This window comes from Pontimicrobium sp. MEBiC06410 (genome assembly GCF_053601615.1).
The window spans coordinates 65,705-90,825 of record NZ_JBSHNT010000162.1 but is presented as its reverse complement, the minus strand read 5'-3'; the positions used below and the strand labels follow the sequence as shown (position 1 = coordinate 90,825).

The following is a 25,121-nucleotide window of genomic DNA, read 5'->3' as shown; positions in this document are numbered from 1 at the left end:
GTATTTTTAAAGTTTTGAGTTCAGCATTTTATAAGCTTCGTCTATATAAATGGAAATGTCATTAGTAAAGCTTCCTACTGCAGCATCTGGAGATTTTTGATGCCCTAAACGTACTATAATTACATTATCTTCTGGTTGTACTATTACATACTGTCCCAAATGACCACGCATCATTTTAAAGTTTTTACCCTTGTGGTTTTTTAACCACCAACCATAACCATATACATCACTAAAACGTGGTTTTAGCGATTTTGCAACAAAAGTAGAGTCTAAAATTTGTTGATTATTCCATTTACCATAATCTTTATAAAGTTTTCCAAAACGAGCAAAATCTTTAGCATTGCTTGCTATACAGCAATAAGCTTTTACTAGATCGTGGTCATCACTATCTACTTGCCAAAACGCTTCATTTTCTGCTCCAAGGGGTTTCCAAAAGCTTTCTTCAAGATAGTTATATAGTTTTTTACCAGTAGCTTTTTCTATAACCATAGCAAGCATTTGTGTGTCTCCACTTGCGTATTTAAAGGCTTTTCCGGGCTCGTCTACAACCTTTAAGCCTAGCATTACTTTTTCTAAATCATCATCGAAATAGGCTCGTGTTGTTATGGATAAAGGTGAGTAATAGGCTTCGTCCCAATTAGTTCCCGATGCCATTGATGATAAATCTCCTACAGTCATTTTTGCTGCGTTTCCTTCATTAAATGTTGGTAGAAAATCGCTCACGGGCTGGTCTAGGTTTTTAATGTAACCTTCCATAATTGCTTTTCCTAACAAACCAGAAACATAGCTTTTGGCCATAGAGAAGGAGTTAGATTTGGAATTTGCGTTGTAATTATCGTAATAGTTTTCAAACCAAATACTATCGTTTTTTATAATAACATAGGCTATGGTGCCATAATCGTTATTTGCTTTTTGTAAGGCTTCAGTTTCTTTAACGCTGTTGTAATCTTTATGGTTAGGCCAAGCTTGTGGTTTGCCATTAGCTATAGTTCTATTATCAAAACGTTTATAATCGTCTAAAAAAGCAGTTGTATACCCTCTCATGTAAATTGTACGTACAGCTTTAATTAAATAATCTGTATCTGTAATATATAAGATTGCGATGGTTAAAGCGAATAATACCACTATAACCTTAAATAGCTTTTTAAGAAATTTCATTACACTGAGTTTAGGAATTAAAGATAAGAAATTAATAATATGCGTGCATACTATTTTTTAGAGTATTGTCGTCGCTTTAATTTCTCTTTGTAGTAGGCTTTGTTAGCAATGTAGATGGTTTTTGAAACTTCGGCAAATACTTGATTTTTTGTGTTTTCAAGTGTCATATTTTTTATTATTTCTAGTTCATTTTGGTTAACAAGTTGTTGTTTAATCGATTGTATTTCTTCAGCAGAAAAAACAAATTCTCCATAAATAGTTTCTTTCGCTGGCCGTTTATAATTAATACTTGCTGCTTTATCCCAAACGACAAAGTCGTCTCCTAATATTTGAATGAGCTGAATCATGTAAATAGGGTCTGTTGCAGATAGCATACTGCCTCCAAAAATTGAACCAGCATAATTTCTGTTTTTCCAGTTAATAGGAATTCTAATTTTTACATAATGTAGGTCTTTACTAACCATAATTAGTCTTGCTGTAGTCCGTCTGTACATTGGCGACCAATTAAAGCCATATTTGTAGATTTGGCTTTCGCTAAAAAACCGCTTTAGAAATGTTACTAAAACTCTATACATTTACTAAAATAAAGATTGTTGTTTATAGGGGCTTTCATGCTGTATAAGCCATTGTTTTCTATGTAATCCTCCTGCATAGCCTGTTAAACTACCATCGCTACCTATTACTCTATGACAGGGTATTATAATCCAAAGTGGGTTTTTACCGTTTGCATTTGCAACAGCTCTAATAGCTTTAACATCTCCTAACTGTTTTGAGAGTGCTAAATACGATGTAGTTTTACCATACGGGATAGTTAGTAAAGCATTCCAAACACTATTTTGAAATGCTGTACCTTGTGGATTTAATTTTAAGCTGAATTCTTTGCGAGTTCCTTCGAAATATTCGTTAAGTTGAAAGACACAATCTTCTAAAGCTTCAGGAATGATATCAGAAACTTTTTCTTCGGTATTAAGTACAGAAACCGAAACTATACCATTTTCATCTCCTTTAATTTTTGTAATTCCTAGGGGCGAATTGATATAACAAGTTTCCATAATTAATATTATTCATTATTAGTTTCGTCTTCTAATATACCTAATTTTTTTGCTCTAATTTCCCAATTTTTTCTGGCTAACATTTGTAAGTTGGATACATTATCGCTTTCATCCATTATTTCTAAACCTAGTAGAGTTTCTATAACATCTTCCATGGTTACTAAGCCACTTACGGTACCATATTCATCTACAACTAAAGCCATGTGATTTCTAGTTTCAACTAATTGTTCAAATAGTTTAGGTATTGCTAAATCGCGATTAACAATAATTATTTGGCGAGTAATTTCTGATAGTTTTTTAGAGCCATTCCCTAAAGCCATTTCTTTAAAGATTTCATCTTTTAAAACAAGCCCTTTAATATTATCTACTGTTCCTGAAAATACTGGAATTCTAGAAAAACGAAGATTTATATTTTTATTAAAAAAATCCTCCACAGTGGTGGTCTCATTTTCTGTTTTCATTATTGTTCTAGGCGTCATTATATGTTTGGCAACAACATCTTTAAATGTTAATAGGTTTTTTATAACTGTGCTTTCACTTTCTAAAAATACACCTTCTTCTGCAGCCATATCGGTCATGGCATGAAAGTCTTCTCTGCTTAATACGCTTCCGTGGTGTCCTTTACCACCAATGAGTTTTGTGGTTAATTGTAAAATCCATAAAATACCAGTCCAACGTAAAGGAAAGATTAGAACTTTTAGTGCTTTTGTAGTAAAATTTGATAGTTTTTTCCAATATGTAGCACCGATAGTTTTTGGTATTATCTCTGAAGCCACTAATATTAAAATAGTCATTATAGAAGAAACAACACCAACCATAAGGTCCTCAGTAAATGTAACTCCAAAAATAGATTGAGTTTGGCTGCCATATAATTCGGCATAAGCAACTTTAGCTTGCACACCTACCAAAATAGCGCCAACTGTATGGGCAATGGTATTTAAAGTTAAAATAGCAATAAGAGGCCTGTCTACATCTTTTTTTAAAGCTTCTAATTCATCAGCAAAGCCTTTACCTTCTTTCTTTTTTACATTAATATATGTTGGTGTTACACTTAATAAAACAGCTTCTAAAATAGAGCATAAAAAAGAAAAAAATATTGAAATAAAAGCGTAAAATATAAGTAAAGTCATTGAGTGATTTTGTTTCCGCTAATTTAATTAAAAAAACGATAGTTTTCTGTAAATTATAATGGCTTAGTTATTTCGCAGATTATAAATGATAATAGTTATAAAGAAACAGGGTTAGGTTTGGCAATAGATTAAAAATTGTTAAAGCTATTTGGAAGCAATATTCATTTATAAAGTGATTTGGGTAAAGGAGCAGAGTTTAGCTTTTTTCTAGATTTATTGGCTAGATAAAAACGTTGAAAAGAAAGGTGATGTCGCCTTAAATAGCTTTAACAATTATAGGGTTTTAGAGTTGTATGTTGAAATATTAGACTCAGGAATGAATGCTATTTTCTATAAACCTTATGACTGTTCTGAGTTTTTAAGTGTCATTGCTAACTATTTAAAAAATGAAGGACTTAATTAGTATATTCTATTAAGTTAGCAATGTCTTGCTGTGTTAATTGAGGAAAAAAGGTACAAGTAAATGTTGAATTTGTCCTGTTTAAAAGTTTAGTGGGCTTCCCTTGAATATATTTGTAGAGTGTTATAGAATCGTATTTTTCACTCAAATGCCTTAGTGCAGGCCCAGTCATTCTTTTATCTAATTTATGGCAGGCTGCACAATTAGTATTAAAAATACTTTTTCCTTTTATTGCGCTCTTATTAAGGTTAAATGCTGCTAAACTTTTAGTGCCACATATAAATTGAGGAGTTGGTGTGCCACATAACGCCCTTGTGTTTTCTTGTTTAATCACTAAAATAAATAAAGAAAAGCCTAAAGTAATTACTAAAGCACATAAAAGTAATACCGTTTTCATGCAATAAATTTACAATATTAATTGTGTTTTATAGTATAAAAACGGTGCTAATATAATTTGTTATTTAATGTCTAGAAATACCCCAAAAGAAATAGAAGGCGCTGCATATATTATTCTACCATCTATTGCTCCTGTATAGTTAAAGGAAGCACCCCATTTTTTTGTAAAATAATAAGCAATTTCTCCTCCTAGACTAGTATACTCTACATTATTTGCAAAAATACTACCTTGGCTATTTTGTGCATTTAAACTTCCATTGTTTAAAGATTTAACAATGTCTAATCGCCCTATAAACCATAACTTTTTATTTAAAAAGTTAGCACCAATTTCTAACCCAGATCTAAACTCGTCAGAGAAGTTTTGAGTTCGATTATTGTACCCAATATAAGCTTTAGAGTAAAGTGCGGTTTCACCTAATTTAAATGGAGCACCAGCATTTATTAATACCATTTGGTTAAACTCTCCATCTCCTGTTTGGTAGCTATCATCACTACCTCCAGAATCGTTACCAGTTGGAAGTCCAAATTTTAAGGTTCCGGATAATGCAAATTTTCCAGTGTCTATAAAGCCATAAGTTAGTCCTAAATCTATATCTCCAATTGAGTTAAGGTCTTCTCCTACACCAATTGTTGCTCCAGAAGTTCCAGAAATTACATCGTTTTGGTATACTCTAGAGAAAAAAGGAACATAGGCAACAATGTCTAGTTTTTTAGTAAGCCCGTATTCTCCGTAAAAATTAATATTAAACTGTCCTCTAGTTATGTTAGGATCTGTGTCTCCGGTATCTGTATAGTGTTGGTCTGACTCCAAATACCATGCAGATAATTTATAATACCCTTTTCCTTTTTCTTTTGTCCATTGTGAAAATGCTGGTTTAGAACATAAACAGACTAAGAATACTAATAAAGTAAGTTGTTTTGAATTCATTATTAAAAATTATTAATCGTTAATTGTTCCTATTCCTACTTTTACTCCAAATGGTTCGCACCAGTAAAGCAAATAAGTGTAATCGTTAATACCAACATTATCTATTGCGTAAGTATGTGCGCCATTAAAAACGGTTACAGGTCCTAAAGACAATGCCCCATTAATAGAGTTTGGGTTATTTGTTAAGTATAAATATAAGCCAGGAAGATTTGTAGAGGCTTGATAATTACTTTGTACAGAAAGTAAAAGATTATCTGTGTTTTCAACTTCTCCTATTGTAAAATCTCCTGTTAAAGTATAACTGCTTGTTGTGGCTATAACTCCTGTTTTTACAATTGGCTCTTGGGTAACAGTATCCATTGTAATCGTTACCGAGGTATTGGTTTCCGTTACTGTTCCATTGCTAGAAGTTACAGTGGCATTAACTATTGTTTCTCCTTCTGTAATTCCTGTAAGTAAACCGTTGGATGTTACGGAAGCAATAGATTCATTTAAAACAGACCATGTAACTGTAGCTTCTTCTTCTTGACCAATATTGTTAAAATATCTAGCATTGTATTGGTGCGTTTCAGAAACGGCAATACTTTGTATAGGATTTAAAATTCTTAATTCGGGATCGATTTCATCATTTATAATATCTTCTCCAATACAACTGCTTATAGTAACAGTTACTACTAAAAGAATAAAGGTGATTGCATGTCTCATTGTCTAAAATGTTTCTCTAGAAGTCGACACCTTATTTAATAACTTACATATTATGAGATTTATATACTATAATCTCATTAGTTCTGCTTCTACTAATTCTTCACTTTTGTATTTAAACGGAACTAAAATTTCATTATTTAAATCAATTACACCCCATCTTCTTTTATATCGCGCTTTAAAAACTTTCCTATTATAATCGTAACTTAAATCTCTATAATTAGTAGGAATTAATACTTTACCATTAAAATCTACTATACCATAATTAAGAACCCATTTTACCTCCATAAACTCTTCTTTGTCATAGAAACTAATAGCATGAAACCTCATTTTATTAAGAGGCTTATTTTGTATGTCAATTAATTTTAAATAATTGTTGCTTCTAATTTTTAGATATTCTGCTTTATTAGTGTCTTCATAATAGAGATATGCTTCAAATGTTTCAATAGTATCTATTTTTTTAAAAAGGATATTATTATGATTGTGTGATATGTATTTAGAGCGTGTAATTTCGTTAAGTTTTTTATCTAAAAGAACATATTCATAAGGAGAAAGGTTTTCTCTTGCTAATATTACATCTCCTTCGTTAGATACCCCAGCGTAGTCCTTTAACTGTTTAATTTTGTCATCATATTTATTTTCAGACTTGCTGTTTAGACATTCATAATACTTTAATAATTTATTTTCGAATTTGTATCCTATTTCTAATCCTTCAAATACAAAAGTGTTTTTTATAGAATCACAATCTATATTTGTATAGTCTATTATAATTTCTTTTTCAACTTTTTTCTCTTCTGGCTTTACTTCAGTTGTATCCATTTCTTTTTCAGTTTTAGTATTTTGATTACAACTGAAAAAAAAGAGTGCGAAAAGAAATAGAAAAATTATCTTCATGGTTCTATTTTATTAAAAACATTAATACTGTTTACTAATTATTTAGGGCAATTTTAAGATGTTGAATATAATATTGTTGCTTAAATTAATTATTAATCAATTTCACTACATCCTTAGCAAAATAACTTGCAATAATATCCGCACCAGCACGCTTAATAGCTATAGTTTGTTCCATCATTACGGCGTCATGGTCTAACCAGCCTTTTTCGGCAGCAGCTTTTAACATCGCATATTCTCCACTAACTTGGTAAACAGCTACAGGAACATCGACTTCGTTTTTAATTTCACGAACAATATCTAAGTAGCACAGTCCAGGTTTTACCATAACAATATCTGCGCCTTCGTCTATATCCATTTCGGTTTCTCTAATGGCTTCAAAACGATTAGCATAATCCATTTGATAGGTTTTTTTGTCTTTTGGGATATCTTTTACATCTGCTGGAGCAGAATCTAAAGCATCACGAAATGGCCCATAAAACGCAGAGGCATATTTTGCAGAATAACTCATAATTCCTGTATCTGTGTAGCCTTCGTCTTCTAAGGTTTCTCTAATGGCTAAAATACGCCCATCCATCATGTCGCTAGGAGCTACAAAATTAGCGCCAGCTTCGGCATGAGATAAACTCATCTCTGCCAAAACTTCTACTGTATCGTCATTTATAACTTTTCCATTTTCTATAATACCATCATGTCCAAATGAAGAGTATGGGTCTAAAGCAACATCTGTCATTACTAACATGTCTGGGCAAACTGTTTTTACTGTTTTAATGGCACGTTGCATAAGGCCGTTAGGGTTTAAGGCTTCTGTGCCTTTATTATCCTTTAAGTTATCGGGTACTTTTACAAATAATAAAACCGATTTTAACCCTAGTTTCCATAGTTCTCTTACTTCGTTTTCTAGTAGGTCTAAACTAAAACGATAGTAGTTAGGCATAGAGGCAATTTCTTCTTTTATACCTTTACCTTCTGCTACAAATAATGGCACTAAAAAATCGTTGGGAGATATTATAGTCTCACGAACTAAACCTCTTATAGCTTCACTTGTTCTTAGTCTTCTGTTTCTTCTTATTGGGTACATAACTTAAATTTTATATAAATAACAATTCAGATTTTTAGAATTCGTTACTTTTAGCAAAGTTAACTATTAAAATAATTTATGTATTGGGTTCATCACTAGAAAAACTAAACTTTATTTACACATGGAGAACGTATCAATCTAGAGTTTTAAATAATTTTGAAAAATATATAGAGGATAATCACTTTCATATTATAGCGCCTCCAGGATCTGGTAAAACAATATTAGGAATAGAGCTTGTAAAAAGAATAAACAAGAAAACCCTTATCCTAAGCCCAACGCTAGCAATTAGAAACCAATGGGAAAGTAGATTACAGCAGTTTTTTACTAAAGATAAAAGTTTTGAATCGGTTTCTTTTAATATTAGCGAGCCAGCTACAATTACATTTATAACTTACCAATCATTACATGCATTTTATAAAACATTTGAAACTGATGAGTGTTACTACACTTATTTTAAAACTAAAGGTATTGATGTTTTTGTTTTAGATGAAGCACACCATTTAAAAAATGCTTGGTGGCAGTGTTTAATGATTTTAAAAAACAATATTCCTATTATAAATGTTGCTTTAACTGCTACGCCTCCTTATGATAGTGAGCAAGCAGAAATTTCGAAATATTTTGCACTCTGTGGTGAGATTGATGAAGAGATTTCTGTTCCAGAATTAGTTAGAGCAACAGATTTATGTCCGCATCAAGACTATGTGTATTTGTCTAAACCAGAACAGTTAGAGATAGACTTTATTTACGATTTTAGACAAAAATCGGCCAGTTTTGTTGAGGCATTAATTAAAGATGACGTGTTTATTACATTTATTAAAAATCATCGCTTTTATACTGATACAGTTAATTATTTAGATGAATTATATGGTAATACAGCATATTTTTCGTCTATTTTAATTTTTTTGAATGCTACAGGATTTAAAATATCTAGAGAGAAATTAACTATTTTAGGCTTTTCTAAAACAGAAACTATAGATTTTCCAGAGTTGTCTTTAGAATGGTTAACAGTACTATTGCAAAATCTATTAGTTACAGATAGAGAACAGCTTTATAAAGATAAAGATGAAGATTACTTATCCTCATTAAGTAAAAACTTAAAAAAGCTTCACTTGTTTGATAGTAAGACTGTGAATTTTACAGGGCAACACCACATTTACAGGTCTTTAACGAATAGTGTAAGTAAATTAAAAAGTATTGAAACTATTGTAAACTTTGAATACGCTCATTTAAAAAATCAATTACGTTGTGTTATATTAACTGATTATATTAGAAAAGAGTTTTTAAAAACAACACCAAACACGTTTTCAGAGATTAATAAAATTGGGGTTATTCCTATTTTTCATTTTATAAAGCAATCTTTTCCCGAAACACCAAGTATTGCTGTTTTAACAGGAAGTATTGTTATTATACACAATTCTATTTTAGAGACGTTTAAAAGTTATGCAGAAGCACACTCATTTTCTTTCTCTGCACTAGATTCTAATTTTTTAAGTGTTTCTGGGTCTCAAAACAATCAAAAAGCTATAATTAGTATCATCACACGTTTATTCGAAGCTGGAATTATAAAAGTACTTATAGGCACTAAGTCGTTGTTGGGAGAAGGTTGGGATGCGCCTTCTATTAATAGTTTAGTGCTCGCTTCTTTTGTAGGTTCTTTTGTATCATCAAATCAAATGCGAGGACGAGCTATTCGCAAACAGCAAGATAAACCACATAAAACAGGTAATATTTGGCATTTAGCTTGTATAGATCCAAGTGTAGACACTGGAGGGCACGATGTAGACATTTTAAGAAGACGTTTTGAAACCTTTTTAGGGGTATCTAATAACGATTATCCTTTTATTGAAAATGGAATGGAGCGTATAGAGTTTCCAGATTATATTTATGGAGAAACGTTAGATGTTTTAAATACAAACACATTAAAGTTGGCGTCTAACCGTAATTTAATAACCCAAAAATGGCAAAGTGCTATTGGGAATGGTATGAAATTGGGTAAGAAAATACGATTTAACTACTTAGATGACATTCCCTTTAAGGCTAAAAAGAAAGCCTACTTTCTAGATATTGTAAAATTTGTTTTTCTAGAATTAACTTTTTCTATATCATTATTTTTTCTTGAGTTTATTGCAAGTAATATTCAAGTTGTTATTAATAAAGGACTTTTGTTTTTTATATACATTTTGCTGGCTTCATTAATAGCCTCTTTTGGAGTAAAACTATATAAGGCAGTAAAACTTTATATAAAACATGGATTTTTATATAAAGAAATACACAAATTTGGAGATGCTATTTTAGCAACGCTTAATACGCTTAACTATTTAACCTCTTCTATTGAAATATTACATGTGGAATCGTATTTAGAGAATGATGGCGCTATTTTTTGCGGATTGGTGGGAGGAACCCAATTAGAAGAAACCCAATTTAATAATGCATTAAGCGATTTGTTAGCACCAATAGAATCGCCACGTTATTTAATAATTAAAAAAAGTTGGTTTAAAAAAGCTTTAGATATTGAAAAATTTTACCCAGTTCCTGAGATATTTGGAGATAAAAAGAAAAAGGCTCTTGCTTTTCAGAAACATTGGAATGCTTTTGTAGGAGACTCTAAATTGATTTATACACGACAAACTGAAGGTAGAAAACTATTGTTAAAAGCAAGACTGCATCATATAAGTACGTCATTTATAAAAACAACAAGAGCGGTGACTATATGGAAATAAATTATTAAATACAGATGTTTTTTTAATGAGTACAAGAAATCAAGGCATATAAATTAGTTTAACCTTACTCCAAATTACGAATAAATTTCTCGACATTAATATCAACATCGTCTTCTCCCTGTTGGTCAAATGGGTTTTCTAGGTGCGATTGTATATTGTCTAATGCAACTAAAATAACACTAAATAAAATAGGTACTGCATATTGTAAGCCATAGTTGTAACTGGTTACATTCTCGGCAAAATGAGGGCCATATATTATGGGTAAAACTACTATAAATATATCGCTATAAGTACGTAGTGTTCTTGGTGTTCTGTATTGATAAATATGTTTAATGCGCTCAAAAGAAATCATCATTTTACTTAAAAACTGGTTAGATCTGGAGGCTTCCCCAGAAGGGAGTCCATGACTGCGCATATCTTTTATAAATAAAGACAGTTTTCTAAAGCTATTGTAAACTTCTTTTTCATTTTGTTCTAACTCGTCTACAGAGTGTGTAAAAATGAGTTTACAAGAATTCATTAAATCTGCTAAATGTATTTTTAATTCTTCTTTTAATTCTTTAGGGGGATTTTCTAACCAATCTGACACTGCAAAATATAATGAGCGACCATGCGCTTTAATAGAGCCATATTCATCTAAAGCTACTTCACGACGCTTATATGCTCCTCCTATAGAAAATACTATTGGAAATACAATTGCAGTGCTTATTAGTGTTAAAGGGAAATTTGCTTTTATATGAAAATGCAAACAAAATGCAGTAGAGGCAATGGATAAAGACGTAATAATTAGCGTTTTCCAATTTATAATTAAGCCTGTTCGTTTAATAAGTTTTAACATGTTTGTTTTTAGGGTTATTAGTTGCTTAATCCTAAATATTTCCATTGCTCATTGTCTTTTATAAAAGCAGATTTTTCGTGGATAACATCTACTTTTCCGTTTTCATAGAAAAAAGCGTTAAACGTTACTGTGCCTTCTGTGTCTTGTGGTTTGCCTTTTGAGGTTTCTAAAACTTCTAACTTTATCCACTGTACAGATTTTGCCCATTTTACAATGGCCTTTTTTTCTTTTACAGGTCTTGTAGAAACATGGTGCGTTTTCATTAAATAATCGCCATTAGCCAAAACAAAAGCACTATATCTAGAGCGCATTAATTGTTCTGCTGTTGCAGTACGTCCGTTGTTTTTATGAGCAATTTCGCAACAATTAGTGTATGCTTTTTGGCTTCCACAGTAGCAGTTCATAGTTTTAAATGATGATTATGATTAAACCCATTCTATTGGATTTTGTAAAATGGTTATTAAACGTTCCTCTTCACTACCTGTTTCTGGATGATGGTCGTAAACCCATTGTACATGGGGTGGTAAACTCATTAATATACTTTCTATTCTTCCATTCGTTTTTAAACCGAAAAGGGTACCTTTGTCGTGCACTAAATTAAATTCTACATAGCGACCACGACGTATTTCCTGCCATTTACGATGTGCTTTAGTATATTCTAGTCCTTTTCTTTTTTCCATAATTGGTGCGTATGCCTCTAAAAAACTGTCTCCAACTTCAGTAACAAAATTATACCATTGTTCCATAGTCATTGTTTCTGATGCTTTACAGTAATCGAAAAATAAGCCACCTACACCACGACCTTCATTTCTATGAGAATTATAAAAGTATTCGTCGCAACGTGCTTTATATTTTGGATAAAACTCTGGATTATGCTTATCGCAAGCTGTTTTACAGGTTTCATGAAAATGTTTAGCATCTTCATCGAACAAGTAGTATGGCGTTAAATCTTGTCCGCCGCCAAACCAACTATCTACCATTTCTCCTTTTTGATTATACATTTCAAAATAACGCCAATTGGCATGTACTGTAGGAACCATTGGGCTTTTTGGATGTATTACTAGGCTTAAACCACAAGCAAAAAAGTTTGCATCTTCTACGCCAAAGTACTTTTGCATAGTTTCTGGTAACTTACCGTGTACACCAGAAATGTTTACACCTCCTTTTTCTATAACATTTCCGTTTTCTATTACTCGTGTTCTGCCTCCGCCACCTTCAGCACGCTCCCAAATATCTTCTTTAAATTTTGCTTTACCATCTATGGTTTCAAATTTTGAAGTAATGCGATCTTGTAGTTCATGTATGTAGTTAAAGAATTTATCTTTCATTTTAAGTTTTTTTTATTTTGAGAGACTTATCTGGTTTTTAAAACCTGACAGGTCTTCTACCTTATTTATATTTTTCGTAAAGTTCCATATCTATAGGTGATTCACCCACAGGCGTATATTCGTTTATTAATGTTTTTACCCATTTAAAGTTGTTATTTAAAGCCACTTTTACACTTGGTACATTGTCTTTGTGTGCTATAATTTGAAGTGTCTTTAAATTAAGGTCTGTAAAAGCATATTCCGAAAGTACTTTAATTGCTTTACTCATCAATTGTTTACCTCCGCATTTTACATCTATACAATAGGCAAATTCTCCTTGTTTAGTATTCCAATCGAGTTCTTTTATATACACTAAACCAACTACACTATTTGTTGCTATTTCTTTTATTGTAAATAGAAACTCTGTTTTAGAATTAAAACTATTAGTTTTAGATTTTACAAAGTCTTCCGAAAGTGCTTCGGTAGTGTTTTTTTCTAATGTTTTTGGGAAATAACGTTGGAAGCGTTCAGCATTGCTAACCATAAGTAGATGAATACTTTTAGCATCTTCTAAAGTAATCTTATCAATGTAAAAGCCATTAAAATGTGCTATCATTTAGTTACTACTTGTTTTTGTTTGCTTACAATGCGTTCGTTATCTGCTTTTAATAATTCTACTGCTTTTGTGGTTGCAGCTGTTACAGAGAGTGGTAAAACAATAATAATTCCTATAAGGGGTATTAGTAAAAACAGCATAAATATAATACCATTTCCTATAGCTACTCCACGGTGCCGTCTAACAAATTTTACACTTTCGTTATATTTAAAATGACGTTCTAAAGTATAATCTAAGTTACCAAAACCAGCATAATAAGCTTGCATTAAAAATAGTAATATGGTTGCAAATATGCCAATAACAGGAATAAAACTGAATATTAAAATAGGAATAGTTAGTAAGAGTTCTTTAGAGAGGTTTCTTACATTAATTCTAATGCCTCTCCATAACTGTTCTTTAAAGGAAGTAATTCTATGCTCATGTTTTTGCACTCCTGTTAAATGCGTTTCAATTTTTTCGGAAACAGGACTCATAAACGGTGCAGATAAAGCCATAACAATATGCTTATAAAGTATAAAACCAATAACGACTATTGTTAGTCCTCCTAGAAAACTAGAAATAGAAGTAAAGGTTTCTTTTCCGGTTTCCCAAGGCCATATTTTAGCTATAAATCCTCCAATATTATCAGATAATCCATAGGCGGTAATAGCCACAATAGAAAAGGTAATAATGCTTATAATTACGGGGACAAGAAAATACTTCCAAAGTTTTAGTTTGGAGATAAGGGCAAATGTTCCTGAATAGGCTTTTATTCCTGAAAATATGTTTTTTATCATCTTATTCTATTTTGATTGTGAATGCTTAAAAGACGTAAAAACCTATTTTATGTTACATAATTATACCTTAAAAAAAGGTGTAATTTATTTGTGTTTTTTGGCGAAATTCGTCAATTTGAGTGCATTTATACGATTGAAAATGAGTGAAATTTATATCGGAGAATAAGAATTTATTTTAAAAATAAGTTCTCGATACAATTTTTTTGTGCCTCAAAATCACTCGAACTGACATTAAATCTTCATTTTAAACCTAAAAATATAAAATGGATTTACGCTTTATATTCTTTTACAGCATCTATAAACGCCTTTGCATTATCTAATGGAATGTTTGGTAAAATTCCATGACCAAGGTTAACAATATATTTGTCTTTACCAAATTCGTTAATCATTTGGTGTACCATTTTCTTAATTTCTGCTGGTGGCGAAAATAGTCGCGTAGGATCAAAATTACCTTGTAGTGTAATATTTCCTCCTGTTAAATAACGTGCATTTTGTGCAGAACATGTCCAATCTACTCCTAAAGCAGATGCTCCAGATTTTGACATTTCGTTAAGTGCGAACCAACAGCCTTTTCCAAAAGCAATTACGGGAGCATGGTCTTTTAAAGCATCTATTATTTGTTGAATATATTTCCAAGAAAATTCTTGATAATCTACAGGGGATAGCATGCCTCCCCAAGAATCGAATACTTGAACAGCATTACATCCTGCTTTTACTTTTTCTTTTAAGTAAGCAATGGTAGTGTCTGTAATTTTTTGCAATAATTGATGAGCCGCCACAGGATTTGTAAAACAGAATTCTTTGGCTTTGTCAAAGTTTTTACTGCCTTGTCCTTGTACGCAGTAACATAAAATAGTCCATGGCGAACCAGCAAAACCTATTAATGGAATTTCATTATTAAGCTTCTCTTTAGTTGCTTTTATAGCTTGGTAAACATAGTCTAATGCTTCAGTTACGTCTGGAACGATAACATTGTCGACATCTTTTTGAGAACGTACAGGGTTTGGTAGATAAGGTCCAAAATTAGGTTTCATCTGTACCTCGATATTCATGGCTTGCGGAATCACTAAAATATCGCTAAATAAAATAGCAGCATCCATACCGTAACGGCGAATAGGTTGCACAGTAATTTCACTAGCTAATTCTGGTGTTTGACAACGTGTAAAGAAATCGTACTTTGCTTTAATTTCCATAAACTCTGGAAGGTATCGCCCAGCTTGACGCATCATCCATACTGGTGGACGCTCTACAGTTTCTCCTTTTAATGCTCTTAAAAATAAATCGTTTTTCAACATATCTTTTTGTCATTTCCGCGAAGGCGGAAATCTTTTTTAATTATTTTTTAGCTTTTGGCTATTAGTCGTTTAATACTCGCTATTAGCTTTAGCTATTTCTAATTTTATTAATTAAACTATTAATCATTCTTCCTTCTTTTTGAATTAAAGTCATAATAGCCTCTGTATTTTTGAGATGGTATTAATTCTAATTCTGAAATAATAATTAATTGTGTTTTTATTTTTAAAAGTGAGCCTAAAGCGATTTCTAGAAAGCGTTTAAACTCTACTTCACTATTTCTACTGCACCCTTCTGCAATCTTTGAAGGGATTGATATTGCTGCTCTTGTTATTTGACTTCGTAAACCAAATTTTTCTTCCTTGGGTAATTTTTCTGAAAGTTTATAAATCTGTTTAACGATTTCAATACCGTTTTTCAAACTTTCTAAAATCCCTCATATTTTATAATTTTAGTCGTTATTTTATCTTAGAGTGTCACCAAAAGCTAAAGGCAAAAGGCCAACAGCTAATTATAATGTTCGTTTACCAATGCAATAACACTCTCTACAGTTGGTAGCTTAGCAACTCTAACATCTTTAAAATGTTTTTTTGCTTCTTTTGCAGTGGTATCTCCAATACAAAAAGCGATCATACCATCTTTAACATTGTTTTCCTGCTTATAACTTTTTACAGTAGATGGGCTATAAAACATAACGCCTTCTACTGTATCATCAATTTTTAAAGCATCCAATTTTGTTTGGTAAGCTTCTATTTCGTTAACTTTTATATTATTTTCAGTAAGGATTGTAGGTAATTCGTCTAACCTTATATCACTACAGAAATAAGTTACCTCGTTGCCTTCTATATACTCAACCAAATGGTCTGCAAGCGCTTTTGCATTTTTTGCGGTATGTGTTACTGGGCCTATTCTGTTTTCTATTAAACGTTTTGTTCGGCGCCCAACACAATAAATGTTTTTAAACTGTAATTCTATTGCCGAGTAGTTAGTAATTAAAGACTCTACAGCATTTTTACTTGTAATTATAACATTTTTAATTTCATTTTTTAAATGGCGCGGGTGTATTCTGTTAATGTTTATTTTTATAAAGTCTGAGCTTTCTGCTACTACTTTTTCGTTAAATAATAAACGCTGATCTTCAGTAAATGTCTTTGTAGAATATATATTAGTCTTTCGGTGCGAATTTTTAATGTTATCCATTAAGCGTTTCCCTCCTTTTTCTATAATATAATCGGCACTAAATTCTGCTAAATCACTATGTTCACCTAGTTTTTTGCTTCTTTTTATTTCAATCTTTTTGGTGCCATCTGGACTTAAAAGAATCCCGTGAAAGTGAATTTCTTCATCTTTTATAAAGGCCAAAGCGCCAATTGGAGCTGTACAACCACCTTCTAATCTGTTTAAAAAGGTGCGTTCTATTGTCGTGCAAATCTCTGTTTCTTCATGATTAACTTCTTTACAGATGGCTAGTGTGTCTTCATCTTCTCCTAGTGCAGTAATCATAATGGTGCCTTGCCCAGGTGCTGGAACCATCCAATCTAAATTAATAGCTTCTTCTGGTCTTAGGTTTAATCTGCCTAATCCTGCTGCTGCAAATATGGCTCCATTCCACGTTTCGCTATCCTCAACTTTTTGTAAACGCGTGTTGACGTTACCTCTAATATCTTCAATTTTATGGGTAGGATAACGGTTTAACCATTGTGCACGACGACGTAAACTACTGGTTGCAATAATACCTTCTCTAGAACTTAAAAACTCTTCGTTGTCTTTGTAAACAAGGGTGTCTCTTACATTCCCACGTTTTATAACTGCGGCTTGTACTATACCTTTTGGTAATACTGTAGGGACATCTTTAAGCGAATGTACCGCAATATCAATGTCTCCATTAAGCATGGCTATATCTAGAGTTCTGGTAAAAATGCCTGTTATTCCTAGTTCGTAAAGTGGTTTGTCTAATACAATATCTCCTGTAGATTTTACGGGAACTAATGTTGTTTTATGACCTAAGTGTTCTAATTGACTTTGTACTATTTTGGCTTGCCATAACGCTAACTCACTGTCGCGAGTACCAATTCTAATTGTTTTAGACATTTTGTGATTGTTCTAACTGAAACACTTTTTTTATTAGCTCAAGACTATCATTAGTAGAAATGTTGTCTTCTCTTAAATGATGAGCAAAGTGATTGGTTATTTTTTGGATGATATTATTACTTATTAATTCTGCTTGTTCTTCATTAAAATTAGATATTTTTTTGCGTTGCGTATCTAATTCGGCAGCTTTAAAGTCTAATAATTTATGTTTTAGAGCTTTAATTGTTGGTGCAAATTTGCGTGTTTCTAGCCAACTATTAAATTCTGTTTTTATGTCTTCGATTATGCTTTCAGCAAGAGGAATGTGTGCTTTTCTGTTTTCTAATGTTTCATCGGTAATTTGCGATAAATCGTCTAAATGTATAAGAGTTACATTGTCTAATTCTGAAACATTTGCATTTACATTTTTGGGAATAGATAAATCTAATATTAATAACTCTTTTTGAGATTGAATTAAATATTTATCTATTGTTGGATTTTGTGCGCCAGTTGCAACTATTAAAACATCTGAAGCATTTATCTCTTCTTGTAAATCGGAATAGTCTTTAACTACTAAGTTAAATTTTCCAGCAATAGCCTCTGCTTTATTTTTTGTTCTGTTTATTAAAGTAATATGCTCATTCTTGGTGTGTTTTACCAAGTTTTCGCAAGTATTTCTTCCTATTTTTCCAGTTCCGAAAAGTAAAATATTTTTATCTGAAACGCCTTTCACGTTTTTTAAAATATACTGTACAGATGCAAAAGAAACAGATGTTGCTCCTGAAGAAATTTCCGTTTCATTTTTTATACGCTTACTTGCTTGTATAACAGAGTTTAATAAACGTTCTATGAAGGAGTTTAATAAATTAAATTTTCTAGATAATTTCGCACTTTTTTTAAGTTGACTAATAATTTCAAAATCTCCTAAAATTTGACTATCTAACCCAGAGCCTACACGAAATAAATGATTTATTGCTTCTTTACCTTTATAGATATATGCTACTTTTTGAAACTCTTCTACAGTACCTTTAGTATTATCGCAGAGTAATTGAATCAATTGAAAAGGGTGCTCTGCAAAGCCATAAATTTCTGTTCTATTGCAAGTTGAAGTTACAATTAAGCTTTCTATAGTGTTGCTTTTTGCTTGCTTAAGTAAATTAAGCTTAGCAGTTTCATCTAAACTAAAATGACCTCTTATCTCTGCATCAGCTTTTTTGTAGCTTAATCCAATAGCGTAGAAATATGTCGTTTTATTATGCTGCATTTAGTCGTTACTGTGCTTTTTTATTGCATGCACAAAAATAGAGGTAGTGATTAAAAAAAAATAACGCTAGAAGAACTTTTAGTGTCGCTATGTGGGTTTTATACCCTATTTATAGTAAAAACAGGTATTTATACCTATTTTTGTAGTCATAGCAATGCTTTTAGCGTTTTAGTTTAGAATGAATCTAAATAAATAGGCTCACAAATATGGAAAATAGTAATTTAAAAAATGTCGCTACAGGTTCTTTTAATGAAACAAAAGTAGATGAAGGCGTTTATGTGTTAACTTATAAAAATGAAACAGATAGCTCTCAAACAGTTGTAAGAGAAATAGATAGTAGTTTTATTCAGTTTCATTTTTGTATCAAGGGGGATAGTAAATTTAAATTTAATAATGGTAGATATGCTTTAGACGTGTTAGAGGAACATTCGTTATTATTATATAATCCGCAGCGTGATTTGCCTATAAACTTAGAAGCAAGCACAAATACTTGGTTAATTTCGATACTTATATCTATTAAAAAGTTTCATGGATTATTTTCACAAGAGGCAGATTATATTACGTTTTTAAGTGAGGATAACAAGGATAAAAAATATTATAAAGATGGTAATATTTCGCCCTCTATGGCTATTGTTTTAAATCAATTAATTAACTACAATTTAAATCAGTCTATTAAGAATCTTTACTTTAAAGGAAAAGCATACGAATTGTTAAGTCTGTACTTTAACAGAGGTGAAGATGCAGATATTGAACAATGTCCATTTTTAGTAGATGAGACTAATGTTATAAAAATTAGAAAGGCTAAAGATATTGTAATTAACAGAATGGCAGAGCCACCAACTTTAACAGCGTTAGCAGATGAAATAGGGTTAAGCCTTAAGAAGCTAAAAGAAGGGTTTAAGCAAATTTATGGAGACTCTGTATTTAGTTTTTTATTTGATTATAAAATGGAATTTGCTAGAAAATTGTTAGAATCTGGTGAGCATAATGTTAATGAAGTTGGACTAAAAGTAGGTTATAGTACTTCTAGTCATTTTATTGCTGCATTTAAAAAGAAATATGGAATTACTCCTAAAAAGTATATTCAGTCTGTAATATAGTTTAAAGCTTTGTGTTAATACGCTTTCTAGTTTTATATTTTATTAGCTCTAAAACGTCTTCTATTAAATCTTCATCTTTGTCGGTTTCTCCTATTTTATTTCCTCTGTACTCAGACTTATAATATCTTTTAGTTGCAATGTCATTTGAGTTTTTTGGAGTTAAAAAGGCTACATAATACAATCTGTTATACTCTCCATAGTCAGTAACTTTATGTAGTTTATAAAAATATACAGACCCTTGTTTGCCGTTATCTGTTTTAAATGTTTTTTCTGTTAAAAACGTAATGGAGTCTTTGTCGCCTTCTAGTTCTTCATTATCAAATAAATAAGATTTAGCGTATTTTTCTTGATCTATGTTTTGCTTTAAGTACTTTGGCTTTAGTCCTTTTTTATAAAGCATTCTAACTAATAAGGCTTGGTTTTTATAGTTATGTAGTGTTTTTTCTTTAAGTTTATTTGGTATAGTTTCGTTAGCTTCTTCTAGTAATACGTAATACGTTGTTAAAGCATAAGCATCCTTAACATCTAATAATTTATTAAAGAACTCTTTTGCTAATTGTTCTTTTCTATGCGGAAAAATAAGCTTTACATATATATCTAATGCACTATAATTGTAATCGTTGTCTTTACTTAAATTACGCTTTACCTCTATTTTACCATCATTTATAATTTGCTTTTTATAACGTTTGTAAATTTTTGGTTTTACCAATCCACTATCTTTTAATTTAGCCAGTAAATTATATATAGGCTCTTTGTATTCTCTTATACTTGAGTATTCTAAAAGTTCTGGGTATAACTCTTTTTTTAATTCTAAAGAGTCCCTGTAAGTTCTAAATAACGGTTTTATTGCATAAGCCTCTATAGGTAAATCTTTGCTTAGTAATTTTATAAAATGACTCTGTGCGGTTTTGTTTTTACGACTTAAAATCGCTTTTAAAATATCGGTTTGTGTTTGCGGATCTGAATACGAATCTATATACATTGTTTTTAAAAACGGAATAACTTTTGGGTTTTTTAACTTACCCAATTGTTCTATTAAGTCGCTTTTAATATGTGCTTTGTTTTCTGGAAATGTATAGGTTTTTAAAAGATTAATAATTTTATTGGCATGTTTATTCTTAAACTTTATCATGCCATTTGTGTTTAATACTATACTATCGTCGTTTTTTAAAGCCGTAAAAAAACGATCTGTTTTATCGCTAAAGATGGATGTTCCTAAAAGGGTGTCTTTGGGTATAAAGCTATTATAGAAATTGGTTATAAATGCAGATGGCTTGGCTATTGAGTCTGCAAGGGATTTAATCTCGAAAAGCACTCCTTTTTTTAATATGTTTTTTACAGAAACAACTTTAGCACTTAAAGAATCTTTGTATTTAAAGCTATATGTGTAACTATTGTTATTAGAACCTTTTTTTCTGTGAGTAATAATGGGCTGAAAATCTTCGGAACTTACTTTTAAATTAGTATCTATTTCATTCCATAAACTATCAATGTTATGATACATTTTTAAGTCATGAAACTTTGTTCTGCTTACATATATTTGTTCATTTGCTTTAGAGAAGTATATGGTTTTTTTATTTTGCCTATCGTAAGGTTTTTGATGCTCTGTATTGTAATTATTATAAGGAGCGGTAATAGGTTTTGTATTTGTTAATACAGAAAAATGTAGAGATGTATCTGTATGTTTTTCAAAACCATCATAAAGAGTGTTTTTAAAAGTAAAGGACTTAAAGAATGTTTCGGCATTGTTACTTTTTTCTCCAACATAACCTAAAAGGTAATAACTACCATCTTTTACAATACTTTTTAAATGAATACTTCTATTAGATGTAGAATCTATTTTGGCAACCGCTTTATAGCTTTTATAATTTGTTTCTGTAAAACCAGCAGAACTAATATTTAAATCCAAATCTTCAAGATATTTTTCTACACTATACTTGGCTTCAAAAGCATCTTCTTCTATGTAATTAATGTCTGGTACTACAGATTCTTTAACAAAATAATAGTCATTATTAATAACACCTTGCATGAGTTTGTTTCCAGCATTATAGAGGTTGTCAGAATTATTAAATGCAGGTAGCAAAACTTCGTATTTGTTAAATGGAGATGTAATTAGTTCTTGTTTTGCAGAGCGTTCTTTAAACTTTATAGAGTTAAAAATATCTTTTTCATAATTTAACACATAGTCTTTTGGGCCAGCTAATTTTATAATAATAAGCTCTAAAGGTGTTTTATAAATATGATATTTTTGAAAATCCCCTTTTTTAGTTTTGTTTAATATACTTATACCAGGAAACGGCGTTTTTATTTTTTCTTTAGAGACAATATCTCCCGGTATATCTTCAAACAAGAAATTGTCTAACCTGTCTAAAGAAATGGTTTTGTCGTTTGGTAAATATTCGAAAGTATTAAATCTGCTTATTGCTAAATAAGCACCATTAGTCATATCTGGAGCTATAATAAACTTTTGGCCACCATAATAAAACTCTTTAAGCTCTGTAAAGCTTTTTAAACTTATAAAGCCATCTGGAGTAGTATACATTTTTAAACTTGGTATAGCTACAAAATTTTCTAATGCTTGTTTTGTTTCTTTCCCTTTTTTCGTTCTTTTAGATAATAAAGGTTTTACAGTATACCCTTTTTCTCTTAGTAAATTTAGCATGCCTTTTTTTCCAGGTAAATGTGCAGCGCCAACACCTGCGAACACAGATTTTTTTCTAGATACAGAATCTAAAACAGTAACCATATTACTATTTCTTTTATATAGCATGTGCTCTCTAAAAAACTCGGTATTAGAGGCGTTTCCTATAGAGTCTAAACGGTCAAGATTACGCTCTCTATAGGTGTTTTCTTGTAATAAATAAGGATTCTCTTTTTCGTATAACTCGGCAAGCCAAGGATCTAATTTTTTCTTGTAAGCATTTTTACTTGCTTTAGAGGTTAAATATTGCGCTTCTTCTAAATCTTCAAGGCTAATAATAGGTTTATTTTTCTTTTTACCAGCTTGGTATATAAACATGTCTAAATAGGTCTCTTCTTCAAAATTATCTAGATTAGACTGCTTACGATATAAATAACCATTAATCATATTATTATCAGAACGAATAATACGTCTTATCATTAACTCCTTTGGAGGCTCCATTTTAAAAAGCGCACTGTAAAAAGAATTATCATAACCACTAGAAAAATTTTGAGGAATTAAGGAAAGCGTTTCGTAATTATGTTCTAACCATGTAGAAGGGTCAGACTCTAAAGCGATAGACTCACTATTTTCTAAGGCTTCAAAAAACACATCATCTAATCTAAAAGCAACCTTTTTGCTTACATGCATGGTACCATATATATAAGAGGGTTTCTCAAGACCATTACCAGAAATTTCCCAAAGTAAACTCTTTTGTTTTTCTTGAGAGAAGCTTATTAAAAAGGAAAACAAGGCTAGGTATAGAAGTTTTTTTGTCATTAAAAAGTTAGAATAGAATTGTAAATATATATAGTAATAGTGTCAAAAATAATTTGAAAGTTACAAAATACGGTTTAATTAAGATACTTTTATAATATGCTTTAAGTACTCTTTCTTTATTTTGAACGTTTAATTTGTGGGTGTATTATAATTTAGAGTTGTATTTTTGTTATTAAGTATGTTTTATTGAATGTCTAGTGTATAACCTTCCCTTACCTAATAATTAAATTAACAGTGATTTTGTCTGTACTTTATAAGGTAATGCGAATTAAAAGAAAAAGAGTGTAAATGAAAAAAGGCGTTTTACTTGTTAACTTAGGTTCTCCAGATAGCCCAGAACCAAAAGATGTTAAAAAATATTTAGGAGAATTTTTAATGGACGAGCGCGTTATAGATGTTCCGCTATGGGCAAGAACATTGCTTGTAAAAGGAATTATTTTAAACACAAGACCAAAACAATCTGCAGAAGCCTACAAAAAAATATGGTGGGATAATGGTTCACCGTTAATTGTCTTATCTGAAGAGCTAAAGGACAAAGTGCAACAACAAGTAGAATTTCCTGTTGCATTAGCTATGCGTTATGGTAGTATGACTATTAAAAAAGGACTTCAGGAATTAGTAGACAAAGGTGTAGAGGAAGTAATGTTAATTCCATTATATCCACAATTTGCAATGGCTACAACAGAAACAATATTAGTATTGGCTGAAGAGATACGAAAAACAGATTTTCCAGATTTAAAAATAGAATCCTTACCTGCATTTTATAATGAGCCAGAATATATAGATGTACTAGCAAATTCTATAGAAAGGCATTTAAAAGATAAAACATACGAACACGTATTGTTCTCTTATCATGGTGTTCCAGAGCGACATATAAGAAAAAGTGACGTTACAAAATCGCATTGTAAAATAGATGGGAGTTGTTGTAACACACCATCTAAAGCACACGAGTTTTGTTACAGACACCAATGTTATGAAGTTACTAGATTAGTAGCCGAAAAGTTAAATTTAAACGAAGCGGCTTACTCTACATCTTTTCAATCGCGCTTAGGGTTCGATCCTTGGTTACAGCCATACACAGATAGAACTATAGAGCGTTTAGGTAAAAAAGGTGTAAACAGTATGGCAATTGTAACACCCGCATTTGTAAGTGATTGCTTAGAAACCTTAGAAGAAATAGCAATGGAAGGCGAAGAAATTTTTCATGAAGTTGGAGGCGGAGACTTTACAACAGTGCCATGCTTAAATACAGATGCAGCATGGGTTTCTCTTTTAGCAAAATGGATTAACAAATGGGCAGTAAAACCTGTTGCTACGGTATAATTTATTATGGGAGCATATTACTATTACATAAAAGCATTACACTTAATTTTTGTAGTAACTTGGTTCGCAGGGCTGTTTTATATTCCTAGATTGTTTGTATACCAAATAGAAGCTTTTTATAAACCCTCTCCAGAAAAAGAGATTTTAGGAAAACAACTAAAACTTATGGCAAAACGGCTATGGTTTATTATTACATGGCCCTCTTCTATACTAGCTACTTTATTTGCTATTTTATTATTAATATTAAGGCCTGGTTATTTAGAGCAGCCATGGATGCATGTAAAATTAGGTTTTGTAGTACTATTAATAGCGTACCAAATACAAACACATGTATATTACAGGCAATTACAAAACGACATTGTTAAAAAGAGCTCTAGTTTTATGAGGTTATGGAATGAAGGCGCAACCTTTATTTTATTTGCAGTTGTATTTTTAGTGATATTGCAAAACGCTATCAATTGGATTTTTGGAGTGGTAGGTATTTTTGTTTTAGCAATATTATTAATGTTAGGCTTTAAGCTATATAAGCGTATTAGGGAGAAAAATCCTGATGCTTAAATAAGTTTAAAATCTATTTCTATAAATAGTGGTGTGATTATTGTGTCGAACTGTATAA

23 protein-coding genes are annotated in these 25,121 nt (G+C 31.2%); 4 read left to right on the top strand and 19 right to left on the bottom strand.

Annotation, left to right across the window (positions count from 1 at the left end):
• Positions 1-6: 6 nt before the first annotated feature.
• From ACVC08_RS16220 to hemB, 9 genes are all read right to left on the bottom strand, one after another.
• On the bottom strand, positions 7-1,158 hold the full coding sequence (locus ACVC08_RS16220; protein WP_452602832.1) for a serine hydrolase domain-containing protein: 1,152 nt from the start codon (positions 1,156-1,158) through the stop codon (positions 7-9).
• Between the two features lie 50 nt (positions 1,159-1,208).
• Positions 1,209-1,652: a DUF4442 domain-containing protein gene (locus tag ACVC08_RS16215; protein WP_452599103.1), complete on the bottom strand. Its 444-nt coding sequence runs from the start codon at positions 1,650-1,652 to the stop codon at positions 1,209-1,211.
• A gap of 84 nt (positions 1,653-1,736) precedes the next feature.
• A complete protein-coding gene (locus ACVC08_RS16210; protein ID WP_452599102.1) occupies positions 1,737-2,210 on the bottom strand; it encodes a methylated-DNA--[protein]-cysteine S-methyltransferase in 474 nt (157 codons plus the stop codon).
• An 8-nt stretch (positions 2,211-2,218) separates the two neighbouring features.
• The gene (locus ACVC08_RS16205; RefSeq protein WP_452599101.1) at positions 2,219-3,340 is read right to left on the bottom strand and encodes a CNNM domain-containing protein; all 1,122 of its coding nucleotides are present in this window, start codon (positions 3,338-3,340) and stop codon (positions 2,219-2,221) included.
• 395 nt (positions 3,341-3,735) lie between these two features.
• Positions 3,736-4,137: a c-type cytochrome gene (locus tag ACVC08_RS16200; RefSeq protein ID WP_452599100.1), complete on the bottom strand. Its 402-nt coding sequence runs from the start codon at positions 4,135-4,137 to the stop codon at positions 3,736-3,738.
• A gap of 60 nt (positions 4,138-4,197) precedes the next feature.
• Complete coding sequence (locus ACVC08_RS16195) at positions 4,198-5,064, bottom strand: hypothetical protein (RefSeq protein ID WP_452602831.1); 867 nt, start codon at positions 5,062-5,064, stop codon at positions 4,198-4,200.
• 12 nt (positions 5,065-5,076) lie between these two features.
• Complete coding sequence (locus tag ACVC08_RS16190; protein ID WP_452602830.1) at positions 5,077-5,769, bottom strand: Ig-like domain-containing protein; 693 nt, start codon at positions 5,767-5,769, stop codon at positions 5,077-5,079.
• Between the two features lie 66 nt (positions 5,770-5,835).
• Positions 5,836-6,585 (bottom strand): WG repeat-containing protein, encoded by a 750-nt coding sequence (locus ACVC08_RS16185; protein WP_452602829.1) that lies wholly within the window; start codon positions 6,583-6,585, stop codon positions 5,836-5,838.
• Positions 6,586-6,745: 160 nt separating this feature from the next.
• Positions 6,746-7,738 (bottom strand): porphobilinogen synthase, encoded by a 993-nt coding sequence (gene hemB, locus ACVC08_RS16180; RefSeq protein WP_452602828.1) that lies wholly within the window; start codon positions 7,736-7,738, stop codon positions 6,746-6,748.
• Between the two features lie 83 nt (positions 7,739-7,821).
• On the opposite strand from hemB, the gene ACVC08_RS16175 reads away from it, so the two are divergent.
• Positions 7,822-10,458, top strand: coding sequence for a DEAD/DEAH box helicase family protein (locus ACVC08_RS16175; RefSeq protein WP_452602827.1), 2,637 nt, complete (start codon positions 7,822-7,824; stop codon positions 10,456-10,458).
• Positions 10,459-10,522: 64 nt separating this feature from the next.
• On the opposite strand, the gene ACVC08_RS16170 is transcribed toward ACVC08_RS16175, so the two are convergent.
• From ACVC08_RS16170 to hemA, 9 genes are all read right to left on the bottom strand, one after another.
• Complete coding sequence (locus tag ACVC08_RS16170) at positions 10,523-11,296, bottom strand: hypothetical protein (RefSeq protein WP_452599095.1); 774 nt, start codon at positions 11,294-11,296, stop codon at positions 10,523-10,525.
• 17 nt (positions 11,297-11,313) lie between these two features.
• A complete protein-coding gene (locus ACVC08_RS16165) occupies positions 11,314-11,700 on the bottom strand; it encodes a YchJ family protein (protein ID WP_452602826.1) in 387 nt (128 codons plus the stop codon).
• Between the two features lie 21 nt (positions 11,701-11,721).
• Positions 11,722-12,624 (bottom strand): oxygen-dependent coproporphyrinogen oxidase, encoded by a 903-nt coding sequence (gene hemF, locus ACVC08_RS16160; RefSeq protein WP_452602825.1) that lies wholly within the window; start codon positions 12,622-12,624, stop codon positions 11,722-11,724.
• A gap of 61 nt (positions 12,625-12,685) precedes the next feature.
• Positions 12,686-13,219 (bottom strand): GNAT family N-acetyltransferase, encoded by a 534-nt coding sequence (locus tag ACVC08_RS16155; protein WP_452602824.1) that lies wholly within the window; start codon positions 13,217-13,219, stop codon positions 12,686-12,688.
• Entirely contained in the window at positions 13,216-13,995 is a 780-nt protein-coding gene (locus ACVC08_RS16150) for an EI24 domain-containing protein (RefSeq protein ID WP_452602823.1), read from the bottom strand. Before ACVC08_RS16150 ends, ACVC08_RS16155 begins: the two co-directional genes overlap by 4 nt.
• Positions 13,996-14,264: 269 nt before the next feature.
• Positions 14,265-15,290 (bottom strand): uroporphyrinogen decarboxylase, encoded by a 1,026-nt coding sequence (gene hemE / locus ACVC08_RS16145; protein ID WP_452602822.1) that lies wholly within the window; start codon positions 15,288-15,290, stop codon positions 14,265-14,267.
• A 119-nt stretch (positions 15,291-15,409) separates the two neighbouring features.
• Entirely contained in the window at positions 15,410-15,709 is a 300-nt protein-coding gene (locus tag ACVC08_RS16140) for a four helix bundle protein (protein WP_452602821.1), read from the bottom strand.
• 86 nt (positions 15,710-15,795) lie between these two features.
• Positions 15,796-17,379 (bottom strand): hydroxymethylbilane synthase, encoded by a 1,584-nt coding sequence (gene hemC / locus ACVC08_RS16135; RefSeq protein ID WP_452602820.1) that lies wholly within the window; start codon positions 17,377-17,379, stop codon positions 15,796-15,798.
• On the bottom strand, positions 17,372-18,622 hold the full coding sequence (hemA, locus tag ACVC08_RS16130) for a glutamyl-tRNA reductase (protein ID WP_452599087.1): 1,251 nt from the start codon (positions 18,620-18,622) through the stop codon (positions 17,372-17,374). The genes hemC and hemA overlap by 8 nt, the downstream gene beginning before the upstream one ends.
• A 206-nt stretch (positions 18,623-18,828) precedes the next feature.
• Between hemA and ACVC08_RS16125 the strand changes: the two genes are divergently transcribed.
• Positions 18,829-19,722: a helix-turn-helix transcriptional regulator gene (locus tag ACVC08_RS16125; protein ID WP_452602819.1), complete on the top strand. Its 894-nt coding sequence runs from the start codon at positions 18,829-18,831 to the stop codon at positions 19,720-19,722.
• Between the two features lies 1 nt (position 19,723).
• On the opposite strand, the gene ACVC08_RS16120 is transcribed toward ACVC08_RS16125, so the two are convergent.
• Positions 19,724-23,182 carry a TraB/GumN family protein gene (locus tag ACVC08_RS16120; RefSeq protein WP_452602818.1) on the bottom strand — a complete coding sequence of 1,153 codons (3,459 nt, stop codon included), beginning with the start codon at positions 23,180-23,182 and terminating at the stop codon, positions 19,724-19,726.
• Positions 23,183-23,470: 288 nt separating this feature from the next.
• On the opposite strand from ACVC08_RS16120, the gene hemH reads away from it, so the two are divergent.
• Positions 23,471-24,505, top strand: a complete 1,035-nt coding sequence (hemH, locus tag ACVC08_RS16115; RefSeq protein ID WP_452602817.1) for a ferrochelatase — start codon at positions 23,471-23,473, stop codon at positions 24,503-24,505.
• A gap of 6 nt (positions 24,506-24,511) precedes the next feature.
• Positions 24,512-25,063: a CopD family protein gene (locus tag ACVC08_RS16110; RefSeq protein WP_452602816.1), complete on the top strand. Its 552-nt coding sequence runs from the start codon at positions 24,512-24,514 to the stop codon at positions 25,061-25,063.
• Positions 25,064-25,121 lie beyond the last annotated feature (58 nt).

Coding starts and splice junctions, on each gene's coding strand:
- hemH (WP_452602817.1), top strand. CDS start 23,471: ATGAAAAAAGGCGTTTTACTTGTTAACTTAGGTTCTCCAGATAGCCCA.
- ACVC08_RS16190 (WP_452602830.1), bottom strand. CDS start 5,769: ATGAGACATGCAATCACCTTTATTCTTTTAGTAGTAACTGTTACTATA.
- ACVC08_RS16215 (WP_452599103.1), bottom strand. CDS start 1,652: ATGTACAGACGGACTACAGCAAGACTAATTATGGTTAGTAAAGACCTA.
- hemB (WP_452602828.1), bottom strand. CDS start 7,738: ATGTACCCAATAAGAAGAAACAGAAGACTAAGAACAAGTGAAGCTATA.
- ACVC08_RS16155 (WP_452602824.1), bottom strand. CDS start 13,219: ATGATAGCACATTTTAATGGCTTTTACATTGATAAGATTACTTTAGAA.
- ACVC08_RS16205 (WP_452599101.1), bottom strand. CDS start 3,340: ATGACTTTACTTATATTTTACGCTTTTATTTCAATATTTTTTTCTTTT.
- ACVC08_RS16170 (WP_452599095.1), bottom strand. CDS start 11,296: ATGTTAAAACTTATTAAACGAACAGGCTTAATTATAAATTGGAAAACG.
- ACVC08_RS16210 (WP_452599102.1), bottom strand. CDS start 2,210: ATGGAAACTTGTTATATCAATTCGCCCCTAGGAATTACAAAAATTAAA.
- hemA (WP_452599087.1), bottom strand. CDS start 18,622: ATGCAGCATAATAAAACGACATATTTCTACGCTATTGGATTAAGCTAC.
- hemE (WP_452602822.1), bottom strand. CDS start 15,290: ATGTTGAAAAACGATTTATTTTTAAGAGCATTAAAAGGAGAAACTGTA.
- ACVC08_RS16125 (WP_452602819.1), top strand. CDS start 18,829: ATGGAAAATAGTAATTTAAAAAATGTCGCTACAGGTTCTTTTAATGAA.
- ACVC08_RS16165 (WP_452602826.1), bottom strand. CDS start 11,700: ATGAACTGCTACTGTGGAAGCCAAAAAGCATACACTAATTGTTGCGAA.
- ACVC08_RS16120 (WP_452602818.1), bottom strand. CDS start 23,182: ATGACAAAAAAACTTCTATACCTAGCCTTGTTTTCCTTTTTAATAAGC.
- ACVC08_RS16200 (WP_452599100.1), bottom strand. CDS start 4,137: ATGAAAACGGTATTACTTTTATGTGCTTTAGTAATTACTTTAGGCTTT.
- ACVC08_RS16150 (WP_452602823.1), bottom strand. CDS start 13,995: ATGATAAAAAACATATTTTCAGGAATAAAAGCCTATTCAGGAACATTT.
- ACVC08_RS16185 (WP_452602829.1), bottom strand. CDS start 6,585: ATGGATACAACTGAAGTAAAGCCAGAAGAGAAAAAAGTTGAAAAAGAA.
- ACVC08_RS16195 (WP_452602831.1), bottom strand. CDS start 5,064: ATGAATTCAAAACAACTTACTTTATTAGTATTCTTAGTCTGTTTATGT.
- hemC (WP_452602820.1), bottom strand. CDS start 17,379: ATGTCTAAAACAATTAGAATTGGTACTCGCGACAGTGAGTTAGCGTTA.
- ACVC08_RS16220 (WP_452602832.1), bottom strand. CDS start 1,158: ATGAAATTTCTTAAAAAGCTATTTAAGGTTATAGTGGTATTATTCGCT.
- hemF (WP_452602825.1), bottom strand. CDS start 12,624: ATGAAAGATAAATTCTTTAACTACATACATGAACTACAAGATCGCATT.
- ACVC08_RS16110 (WP_452602816.1), top strand. CDS start 24,512: ATGGGAGCATATTACTATTACATAAAAGCATTACACTTAATTTTTGTA.